An 11,527-nucleotide genomic window follows, 5' to 3' on the forward strand; every position below is an offset into this window, starting at 1 on the left:
GCTTTCGAGGTGTTATTATTTGAATGTGTTTTAAATGATTGAAGTAACCACTATATATAGTAACTAGTAAATCTATAAGTAGGTATGTAAAAACTCAACATTTAAGTATTAATGCCTTATTTGTCATTATTCAAAGCCTAAAACTGTGTGATTTTACTTAAAATTTGATTTATTATAAATAAATTGACCACATACTAAAACACAATATATTGTGTTTAGTCCTGGCCAGAAATACTATATTATGTGTTTCATTATACATAACTCATCGCCTTATTAAAAGTCTTTAATTTATGACAAAACGATGAAAACAGTATGAAAATGGCACCAATTCAACTTTAAAATCAATTTAAAAAATTAAAAAAATATTTTTGTCTTTTTTAGAGTCTCAATGCTTGCTTTTTTTAATTTTTTCTTAAGCCTTGATATACCTGCATTACTTCATCTATCCTCATATATATTGCGCTTCATCTATTATATTTTTAAACTAATTACTATGCTAAATTACTTTTAAGTTTCTCGATTATATACTCTCCAACAGAACATTTGTTCGTATATCATTTTAATATATTTCTACTTTGATTTCAAGCATATATACATTTTCTAATTAACTATGCTAATATAGATACGTTAAAATTTTAAAATTGAGGCGATGTATGTGAATCCAAAAGTAAAAGGTATTATTGCTATTCTAATTTCTGCAGTTGGCTTTAGCTTTATGTCTGTTTTTTTTAGATTAGCTGGAGATCTCCCTGTCTTTCAAAAATCATTGGCAAGAAACCTCGTGGCGATGTTTATACCTTTGTATTTTATATTTAAATATAAGCAACCACTTTTTGGTAAATTAAGTAGTCAGCCTTTATTAATATCTCGTTCTGCGCTTGGCTTGATTGGCGTTTTATTAAATATATATGCCATCGACCATATGATACTCAGTGATGCAGACACATTAATGAAATTAAATCCATTTTGGACGATACTACTTAGTTTAATTTTCCTAAATGAAAAAGTACGCAACTACCAAGTTTTTGCTATGATTATAGCCATTTTGGGTATGCTATTCGTTGTAAAACCTGAGTTTTCATCATCAATGATACCAGCGATTGGTGGATTGTTATCAGGTATCTTCGCAGCAAGTGCCTACACTTGTGTTAGAGCATTAAGTAGCAGAGAAGCACCTTATACGATTGTTTTTTATTTTTCTTTCTTTTCTATAATAGTTCTCATTCCATTTACGATTTTTACATTCGAACCAATGTCTGTCATGCAAGTTGTTTATTTAATTGGTGCTGGCTTAGCTGCAGCTGCTGGTCAAATAGGTATTACTTTAGCATATAGTTTTGCACCAGCAAAAGATATTTCAATATTTACGTACGCATCTATTATTTTCACTGCGTTATTTGGTTTTATTTTATTTGGCGAATCACCAGATTTCTATGCAATTTTAGGTTACATCATTATCATTGGTGCAAGTTACTATATGTTTGAAAAAGCAAGACGCCAACCGCTAACAATTCAGAAAAAAGAACAAAAATCTAAATATTAAAGGAGCAATTACGATGTCTGAAGGACGTAAACAAGAAGATTTAAATGACATTACTTTACTAGGAAACCAAAACAATAAATATGATTTTGATTATCGACCAGATGTATTGGAATCATTTGATAATAAACATCCAGGCCGTGATTATTTTGTTAAATTTAATTGCCCTGAGTTCACATCTTTATGCCCTATTACAGGTCAACCTGATTTTGCTACAATTTATATTTCTTATATCCCAAATATTAAAATGGTAGAATCTAAATCATTAAAATTATATTTATTTAGCTTTAGAAATCATGGTGATTTTCATGAGGATTGTATGAATATTATTATGAATGATCTCATCGACTTAATGGATCCCCATTATATAGAAGTTTGGGGCAAATTCACACCTCGTGGTGGTATATCTATAGACCCTTATACAAATTATGGCCGTCCTGACAGTAAATATGAAAAAATGGCAGAACATCGTTTAATGAATCATGACCTCTATCCAGAAAAAATAGATAATCGTTAATTTATTCCTACTATGAATAATCCACTCGAACTAAAAATAATTCGTGTGGATTATTTTTTTATTTATTTCATTTAGATATTAAAACGCTTACTTATATAATTTTGTACTATTGATATATACACTTGTTATTTAAGTGAAAACATTATAAAATAAATCCAACCATTTAGGGGAGGGAAATTATGAAACAGATAAGTTACACGCACGAGGAAATTATGAAAAGTACTCCGAGAAAGGGGTTTTTCGGACATCCAAAAGGACTAGGTACACTGTTTTTCACTGAATTTTGGGAGAGATTCAGTTATTATGGTATGAAAGCGATACTAATATATTATCTTTATTATAGTGTGGCTGAGGGTGGTTTCGGTTTAAGTCAAGCCGTGGCAATGCAAATTGTCGCAATTTACGGAACTTTAATTTATATGTCAGGTGTTATTGGGGCATGGATTGCAGATCGGATAACCGGGACACAAAGCGCTGTCTTCTACGGTGGATTCTTGATCATGATCGGGCATATTTTATTGTCCTTACCTAATAATTTAACATTAGTAATGGTTGCGCTCGCAGTCATCATTGCAGGTACTGGTCTATTAAAGCCAAATATTTCATCAACTGTTGGTGAACTGTATGATCGTAATGATGTAAGACGAGACGCTGCATTCACATTATTCTATATGGGTATTAATTTCGGTAGTTTATTTGCGCCATTACTTACAGGTTATTTACAAACTAGAGTGAGTTTCCATGCAGGTTTCTTAGTAGCTGCTATCGGTATGTTCTGTGGCTTAGTAGTATATGCACTAAAACGTAAAGTGAATTTAGGTTTGGCTGGTCGTAACGTGCCGAATCCTTTAACTAAACCAGAAATCAAAAAGTTCGTATTATTTAGTTTAGGTATTGTTGTATTATTTTTAGCATATTTATTAATTCTACATTTAAATAATGCCTTAAGCTTAGAAAACTTTAGCTTTTTAATTACCATTTTAGGTATCGTATTACCAATCTACTTGTTTATTAATATGATTTTACATAAAGACGTTACGAAAGATGAGCGTTCACGTGTATATAGTTACATACCATTGTATATTACATCTGTTGCTTTTTGGATGATACAAGAACAAGGGTCAACGATTCTCGCAACATTTGCAGATAAAAAGACACAACTCGAAATGTCTGTATTAACGAATGGGTTAATTGATTTTTCAATTCCTGCCTCATGGGCACAATCTTTAAATCCATTGTTTATTATTCTCTTAGCGCCAGTCTTTGCAACGCTATGGGTTAAATTAGGTAAAAAGAATCCGCCTACAGTACATAAATTTGCCTATGGCGCAATTATCGCTGGGTTATCCTATCTAGTCATGATTATTCCATTAGCTACAGGCAATGACTTAATAAACCCATTATGGCTTGTACTCAGTTTCTTATTAATTACTATCGGTGAACTTTGTATATCTCCAGTCGGTTTATCAACTACTACAAAGCTAGCACCAGTCACATTCACGGCGCGTATGATGAGCTTGTGGATGTTAAGTAACGCAACAGCACAGGGCCTCAATGCTCAACTTGTGGTTGTATACACAAAAATGGATCAAAGTGATTACTTTATGTATTCAGGATTAGTTGCAGTTGTTATCGGCGTTATATTATTGATTATTTCACCAAAAGTAAAACGTGCAATGAAAGGTATATATTAATCACTTAAACGATAATATTTTTTAATAAGCAATATAGAGATCTGATTTCAAAGATTTCTATATTGTTTATTTTTTGTAAAAATACACTGTCGTCAATTTAAATATCCTTAAATAAAAATTTATGCTTATATACAGTGATAATAAATCAGAATATTTTGAATATTGTTGTTTTGAGAATATTATTGAAATTTAATTTAATTAAGCGTAAAATCATTTTTATACATTCTTATAGGGAGTATGAAAGGACGGGGAATGTTTTTTATGCAAAATCAAGATAAAGCCCATGAACAAGCGGTTCAATCTATTCCACAAAAAGGATTTTTTGGACATCCTAAAGGGCTAGGCGTATTATTCTTTGTTGAATTTTGGGAGAGGTTCAGCTACTACGGTATGCGTGCCTTGCTGATTTTCTACATGTATTTCGCTATTAAAGATGGCGGACTCGGCATGGATAAAGGCACTGCACAGTCTATTATGGCAGTATACGGTGCACTGATATACATGACATCCGTGCTGGGTGGATGGATTTCCGATAGAATTACGGGGACACGCGCAGCAACATTTTACGGTGGCGTGTTGATCATTATTGGACATATCTTCTTAAGTTTACCTTTAGATATTATAGGACTATTTATTTCTATGTTCTTTATTATTGTAGGTTCTGGTTTAATGAAACCAAGTATTTCAAATATTGTCGGTAGATTATACCCTGATAGAGATACACGTATAGATGCTGGTTTTGTTATATTCTATATGTCTGTTAACTTAGGTGGATTAATTTCACCAATTATTTTAGATCGCTTTGTACATACAGGGAATTTCCACGGTGGTTTCTTAATCGCTGCGATTGGTATGGCACTTGGACTCGTATGGTATATATTTTTCAATAAAAGAAATTTAGGGCAAATTGGTTCAAAACCAACAAACCCATTAAATAAAAGCGAGAAAAAGAAATATAGCATTTTATTTGCTGCAATCATCTTAATTATTGCAGTAGTATTATTAATTACCGGCTTAACAGGTACATTATCATTTAACTTAGTTAGTACAACGGTACTCATACTAGGGGTGGCATTACCAATCATATATTTCACAATTATGATTCGAAGTAAAGAAATCACAGATGATGAACGCTCAAGAGTAATAGCATTTATACCACTATTTATACTCGGTGTAATATTCTGGTCTATTCAAGAACAGGGTGCCAACGTACTTAACCTCTTTGCGTTTGAAAGCAGTGATATGAAATTAAATATATTTGGATGGAAAGCTGATTTCGGTCCTACGCTCTTCCAGTCGATTAATCCATTATTTATTGTATTACTAGCACCAGTGGTTTCATTGATTTGGGCAAAAATGGCTCGACGCCAACCAAGTATAGCCACAAAATTTGTTCTAGGCGCAATATTAGCAGGTGCTTCTTACATAATGATTGGTTTTATCGGTCATTCAGCTGGCGGTACCGATATTAGTGTCAACTGGGTTATTTTATCTTATATCATTTGTGTAATCGGTGAACTTTGTTTATCACCTACAGGTAACAGTGCAGCAGTTAAACTTGCTCCAAAAGCTTTCAACACACAGATGATGAGTTTATGGCTGTTAACTAATGCCTGTGCACAGGCTATAAATGGTACATTAGTAAAACTAATCGAACCTCTTGGACACAAAAACTACTTCCTATTTTTAGGTAGTATTGCAGTTGTAGTTAGTTTAATTGTTTTAGCATTTGTACCAAAAATCATCAAAGGTATGCGTGGCATTAAGTAGCGCATGGAAAAGGCCCTCTTCTCAATTTATTGAGTTAGTGGGCTTTTTCCATGCCCTAAAGCTCAGATAAACATCGACCTAATTATCCTTGTATAATAGTGCGAAGAAATCATTTGAAATGAAATAGATGTTTCGCCCGCCAAAATATATTTATAACTATAGAAATATGGGTAAAGTGAATAAGCAACAAAATTTAAAAGAATATGGTGAAAAAATTGGAAAATACTAAATTCAAACACGGTGTCTTATTTTATCATGAATATAGTGGTATTAAAGATATATATCGAGGACTGGGAGATGTAGCAGCTTCTTTAACTACGTTTTGTAAACATCTGTCAATCCAACTAAGTGAAGATGAAGGTGATATCATAAGATTTTGCCAGAAGATTAAAGACCAAAGTTACAGTGACGATGTAGATATCATTTTTCTCCTTGGTGGAGATGGTACTGTCAACGAATTAATCAATGGTATGATGCAACATGAATTGAATATCCCTATTGGTATTATTCCAGGTGGTACGTTTAATGATTTCGTTAAAACATTAAACCTAAGTCCACGTCATAAAATAGCCAGTCAACAACTTATTCAATCAGAGTTACAATCTTATGATGTTATGAAAATAAATGATCAGTATGCACTAAACTTTGCTGGATTGGGTCTCATTGTTCAAAATGCAGAAAATGTTCAAAATGGCAATAAAGACATTTTTGGGAAATTGAGCTACGTAGGGTCTACTGTTAAAACTTTACTTAATCCAGAGCACTTTGATTATCAATTAACCGTTGATGGTAAAGTCATTGATGGTAATACTGCCATGCTTGTTGTTGCTAATGGGTCATTTATAGGAGGCAGTCGCATACCATTAACAGACCTTTCGCCTAGTGATGGTTATCTGAATTTATTTATCTTCAAAGAACACAGTTCAAGTGTACTGAGTGATATATTTAAGCAAAGAGACAGCATGAACTGGAACCACATGACAGAAGGTATTCAGCATTTATTAGCCAAAGATATCAAAATAGAGACTAAACCTGAAATGAAAGTAGATATCGATGGCGAAATTGCATTAAAAACACCCATCCATATCGAAGTTATACCAAAAGCAATTCAAATTTTAACGTTACCTGAAGACACACCTGATAATGAATATGAATAAATACACTATATATAATGATTAATAAAAAAGGACGAATCCACATACATATGGATTCGTCCTTTGAATTTAGTGTTAAATCATATTTACTTACTTGAAATATAGATAGCCCATAATCTCTCACTCATGACATATTCAGATGTCCGCACATTTTAAGTAAAGCATCATTAAATTTCATATTTAAACACCAAAAACACATTCATGTCATTTATATTATATATCGTAATCACGATCCCCTAAGAAATATTTTTCAACATCATACCAATCATTCACGCGTGTAAAACGATCATCGTTAACATTATGTGATGCTGTATACATAATTGGTTTACCAGTAAATATAGCTAACTGACGAGGGTTGTCATCTATGAGATAATCCGCGTTCACGATATCTTTACGACCACAAAAAACAAAGTGCTGTGAATCTAAAAACGGAAAATACTCTCTTAACCATGCATATTTATCATGAAACGATGTAGGAACGTCCATTGCGGCAGTCGCAATATAGACATCATAATACTCAGTTAGTTTTTTCACCACTTCTTGTGAATGTGCCATCACTTTTAATTTTTTGAAAAAACCTGGTTCGCGTAAAATTTCATGCAATAACCCATCATGTTCAGGCATAGCATGACGTAATTTTTTACCATCCAACATATCATATGTTATTCCTAAATCCGTACGTTTATTCACATCTTCAATCAATGCACCTACTGTATCAGCAAGTACTTCATCCATATCAATAGCAATTGATTTTCTAGTCATCTCGTACTCTACTCCCTTTTAAGTTCTCGTTCATTAGCAAAGATCACGCATGATTACATTAGTCATCTTAGAACATGATCTTGTTTATCACTATTAGTATAGCAAAAAACGTTCAATGAAACCAAAATTGTATATGAGCATATCATAATATACTATATAAATTAATTATTTTCATTATATAGTTTAAGCTTTATACATTTTAATTTATTGAACGTTATAAATACTACTTTTTATAAATCAAAGTTATTTAATACTTCGATCATTTTATCATTTTGCTCAGGGAAACCAATCGTAATTCTGACACCATTCGGAAATTCTCTTGTAATGCACCCTTGTTTTAACAATGCCTCATATAATTCGTGAGGTCGCGACGTATTCACAAAAATGAAGTTCGTTTGGCTTGGATTTAATTTATGACTACTAACTGAATCAAAGAATTTTGCTCTTTCTTGTGCATTTTTTTCACGAATAGAATCTAAATAATCTTGATCTTCTAACGCAGCAAGTGCAGCGTGTTCTGATAATCGACCTACATTAAATGGTGGTCGTATAATATTCCATTTTTCAATCGCTTCTTGAGCAGCAATCACATAGCCAATACGCATGCCGGCTAATCCATATGCTTTAGAAAATGTTCTCAGTAAGAAAGCATTTGGAAATTGCTCTTGTAAAGCTAATGAATTCGGAAAGTCTTCAGCTGTTGCGAATTCAACATAGGCTTCATCTATAATTACCGGTATATCTTGAGGCACACGTGATAAGAATCGTTGCAACTCTTCATGTGTAAAGTATGTGCCGGTAGGATTATTAGGGTTACACAACCATACAAGTTTAGTGTAGTCATCCACTTCAGAAAGTATGCCTTCTAAATCAAATCCACCATCTTTTAGTGGGACTTGTACAACATCTGCCGCTTCAACTATGGCATTATGATAATACTGACCAAAAGTCATTTCACTTGTAACAATTTTATCTCCTTGGGTTAAAACAGCACGTGAAATCATTAATATCACTTCATCTAATCCTGCACCAAATAAAATACGTGCTGGGTCAACATTCAAGTGTTCACTTATCGCTTCTTTAATTAACGGAGAACCCGTTTCAGGATAAAATTGCAATTCATCTAAATGATGTTTGATTGCGTCTTTCACTTTAGGTGATGGTCCATATAAATTTTCATTAGAAGCTAATTTATAAAGTTCACCCTCAATCCCGTATTGTTCTTTTAGTGCTCTTGGTGATAGACCTGGTTGATATGCTGATAATTGTTCGATTTGTTTTTTCATTGTTGATTCGGGCCTCCTTAAATTTACAGAAATTTCAAAACTTAGTAACCATTATATACCTTATTTCCATTGAAAATCAATGTAACTTAATTTTTAAAGCTAGAATTTAATCAAATATAAATACGAGTTCAACTTAATGCATTTTTGTCCGTAATAAAATGCATTGTTAAACTCGTATTGTCTTATGAATTAATCAATTAAATGATGTTTCTCTAGATAGTTTTTAGCTACTTCATATGGATCTTCTTTTTTTACTGTAACTTCATAATTCATTTGTTGCATATCTTCATCAGAAATCTTACCTGCTAATTTATTAAGCGGTGCTTTAATTTCAGGATGCTCTTTTAAGTACGATGTTTTAAACATAGGCGCACCTTGATATGGAGGGAATACTTTTTTATCATCTTCTAATACAACCATATCGTATTGTTTTAATTCAGCATCTGTTGAATATGCGTCGATTAAATTAATATCTCCGCTTTCAACTGCTTGATATCTTAATTTCGGCTCCATCGTCTTCACGTCACCGAAATCTAAATCATATGCTTTTTTAACAGCTGGGTAACCATCCTCACGATCATTAAACTCTAATGTGAAACCTGGTTTAATTTGATCGCTCACTTTGTTTAAGTCACCTATCGTTTTAAGATTATGCTTTTTCGCAAAATCTTTTTTCACCGCTAATGAATAAGTATTATTATATTGCATTGGTTTTAACATAGTCATATCGTATTTATCTTCTAAACTTGATTTTGCTTGTTGATATACTTTATTTTCTTGTTTAGACTTCAAGTCTTCTTTTGTTAACTCTCCAAGTACAGTACCCGTAAACTCAAGGTAGCCATCTATATCGTCAGACTTCAAGGCATTAAATAGGAATGAGGTTTTCCCCATGCCATCTTTCACTTCTACTGTATCATCTGTTTCTTCTTCAATTAAAATTTTATACATATTTGTAATTACAGATGGTTCTGACCCAAGTTTACCTGCTAATGTAATTTTATCCCCTTTTTGAGCAAACATTGGTCCAATAATCACTAATAACAGTATTATAATAATTGCACCAAGGGAAATAAGCAATTTTTTATAGGACAGTTTTTGCATATAACGTAAAACTAAATCAAATAGAATTGCTAATAAAGCCGCAGGAATCGCACCAATAATGATCAATGATGTGTCATTTCGATCTATACCTAAAAGAATCAAATCACCAAGACCTCCTGCACCAATTAAAGCTGCTAATGTAGCAGTACCGATAATCAATACCATAGCGGTTCTAATACCTGCCATAATTACTGGCATGGCTATTGGCAATTCCACTTTCGTTAATCTTCGTCCTGGCTTCATACCGATACCCTTGGCTGCTTCAATTAACGAGCTATCTACCTCATTGATACCTGTGTATGTATTTCTTAATATCGGCAACAATGCATAAACTACTAATGCGATCACTGCTGGTACCTTACCAATACCAAACAGCGGTATCATCAAACCAAGCAAAGCTAATGATGGTATTGTCTGTAACACGGCAGCGATATTCATCACAATCTCAGAAACCTTGCGTGTCTTTGTGAGTAAAATGCCCAGGGGTACCCCAATTACTGCAGCAATGAGCAATGCAATAAACGATATTTGGATATGTTCAAATATCGTAGTTAACAATTGTCCTTTCCGATCTGAAAGTGTATTTATTAATTCATTCATTTTTGACTACCCCCTGTATGCTCCGATAGATATTTAAACATATCTTCGCGTTTAAGCACATGCTGTGTAGCAGTTGAATCATCATTAATAATGATTGCATCGTGGTTAGCCAAATCACTATAAATGCTTTTAATAGACGCGTTACTATTAACAATAGGATAGCCTTTGGTAGCTTCCTGTTCATTAATTGTTAATTCACCAATAAGTTCTGATAGTTTTATATCTTTTTCTATTTTCAGTGATTTATCCCCAACAAATTGTCTTACAAAATCACTTTTAGGATGATTAACCATATTGTCAGGTGTATCTATTTGCTCTACTTGTCCTTTGTTTAATAAACAAATTCTATCAGCTAGCTTCATCGCTTCTTGTATATCATGTGTGACAAAAACGATTGTTTTTTTAATTTTTTGCTGTAATGCTATTAAATCATCTTGCAGCTTTTCTCTGCTAATTGGATCTAATGCACTGAAAGGTTCGTCCATCAGAATAACTGGTGGGTCTGCAGCTAATGCACGTACTACACCAACACGTTGTTGCTGTCCACCTGATAATTCATCTGGTTTTCTATCTTTAAATAGTTCTGGCTCTAAGCCAACCATCTTTAATAACTCGTCTATACGTTTATCAATATCTGCTTCTTTCCATTTTTTCATTTGTGGTACTTGTGCAATATTCTCTTTTATCGTTAAATGCGGAAATAATGCAATTTGTTGTAAAACATAACCAATATCCCAGCGCATTTCATAAACTGGATAGTCACTAATTGGTTTCCCTTTAAAATAAATAAATCCCTCTGTTAATGAAATTAAACGATTAATCATTTTTAATGTTGTTGTTTTACCACAACCTGAAGGTCCGATTAAAACAAAAAATTCACCTTCTTTTATATTAAAGCTAAGATTATCTACAGCTTTCTTATCCCCATAACGTTTCATAACATTTTTAAATTCTATCAATTTGTCACCCTCACTCTTCTCATTGCCTTTACTATCAGTTAAAAAAATTCACATAGTTAACACATAACCGATTTACTAACACTTTAACCCTTTTAATCATAGTTAGATAAAACAAAAACGAAGTTAATTCAAACTAGTCAA

Annotated in this window: 9 protein-coding genes; 5 read left to right on the top strand and 4 right to left on the bottom strand. The window is 32.8% G+C overall.

Annotated elements, in window-relative coordinates:
* Positions 1 to 655 precede the first annotated feature (655 nt).
* The 5 genes from NST87_RS10325 to NST87_RS10345 all read left to right on the top strand — a co-directional run bounded on the left by NST87_RS10325 (position 656) and on the right by NST87_RS10345 (position 6,678).
* Complete coding sequence (locus tag NST87_RS10325; RefSeq protein ID WP_019469520.1) at positions 656 to 1,543, top strand: DMT family transporter; 888 nt, start codon at positions 656 to 658, stop codon at positions 1,541 to 1,543.
* A gap of 13 nt (positions 1,544 to 1,556) precedes the next feature.
* Positions 1,557 to 2,057, top strand: a complete 501-nt coding sequence (gene queF / locus NST87_RS10330) for a preQ(1) synthase (RefSeq protein ID WP_019469521.1) — start codon at positions 1,557 to 1,559, stop codon at positions 2,055 to 2,057.
* A gap of 179 nt (positions 2,058 to 2,236) precedes the next feature.
* On the top strand, positions 2,237 to 3,751 hold the full coding sequence (locus NST87_RS10335; RefSeq protein ID WP_040030230.1) for a peptide MFS transporter: 1,515 nt from the start codon (positions 2,237 to 2,239) through the stop codon (positions 3,749 to 3,751).
* A gap of 261 nt (positions 3,752 to 4,012) precedes the next feature.
* Positions 4,013 to 5,521 (top strand): peptide MFS transporter, encoded by a 1,509-nt coding sequence (locus tag NST87_RS10340; RefSeq protein ID WP_019469523.1) that lies wholly within the window; start codon positions 4,013 to 4,015, stop codon positions 5,519 to 5,521.
* Between the two features lie 203 nt (positions 5,522 to 5,724).
* Positions 5,725 to 6,678 (top strand): diacylglycerol/lipid kinase family protein, encoded by a 954-nt coding sequence (locus tag NST87_RS10345; protein ID WP_026034811.1) that lies wholly within the window; start codon positions 5,725 to 5,727, stop codon positions 6,676 to 6,678.
* 210 nt (positions 6,679 to 6,888) lie between these two features.
* Here the strand turns inward: NST87_RS10345 and NST87_RS10350 are convergent, their stop codons facing one another.
* The 4 genes from NST87_RS10350 to NST87_RS10365 form a co-directional block, all read right to left on the bottom strand.
* Positions 6,889 to 7,437, bottom strand: a complete 549-nt coding sequence (locus NST87_RS10350) for a 5' nucleotidase, NT5C type (RefSeq protein ID WP_019469525.1) — start codon at positions 7,435 to 7,437, stop codon at positions 6,889 to 6,891.
* 230 nt (positions 7,438 to 7,667) lie between these two features.
* Entirely contained in the window at positions 7,668 to 8,723 is a 1,056-nt protein-coding gene (hisC, locus tag NST87_RS10355) for a histidinol-phosphate transaminase (RefSeq protein ID WP_019469526.1), read from the bottom strand.
* A gap of 189 nt (positions 8,724 to 8,912) precedes the next feature.
* Positions 8,913 to 10,427: an ABC transporter permease/substrate-binding protein gene (locus NST87_RS10360; RefSeq protein WP_019469527.1), complete on the bottom strand. Its 1,515-nt coding sequence runs from the start codon at positions 10,425 to 10,427 to the stop codon at positions 8,913 to 8,915.
* Complete coding sequence (locus tag NST87_RS10365; RefSeq protein ID WP_019469528.1) at positions 10,424 to 11,386, bottom strand: ABC transporter ATP-binding protein; 963 nt, start codon at positions 11,384 to 11,386, stop codon at positions 10,424 to 10,426. The genes NST87_RS10360 and NST87_RS10365 overlap by 4 nt, the downstream gene beginning before the upstream one ends.
* Positions 11,387 to 11,527 lie beyond the last annotated feature (141 nt).

It is taken from the genome of Staphylococcus sp. FSL W8-0271 (assembly GCF_038006605.1).
Taxonomy (GTDB): Bacteria; Bacillota; Bacilli; order Staphylococcales; family Staphylococcaceae; genus Staphylococcus; species Staphylococcus cohnii.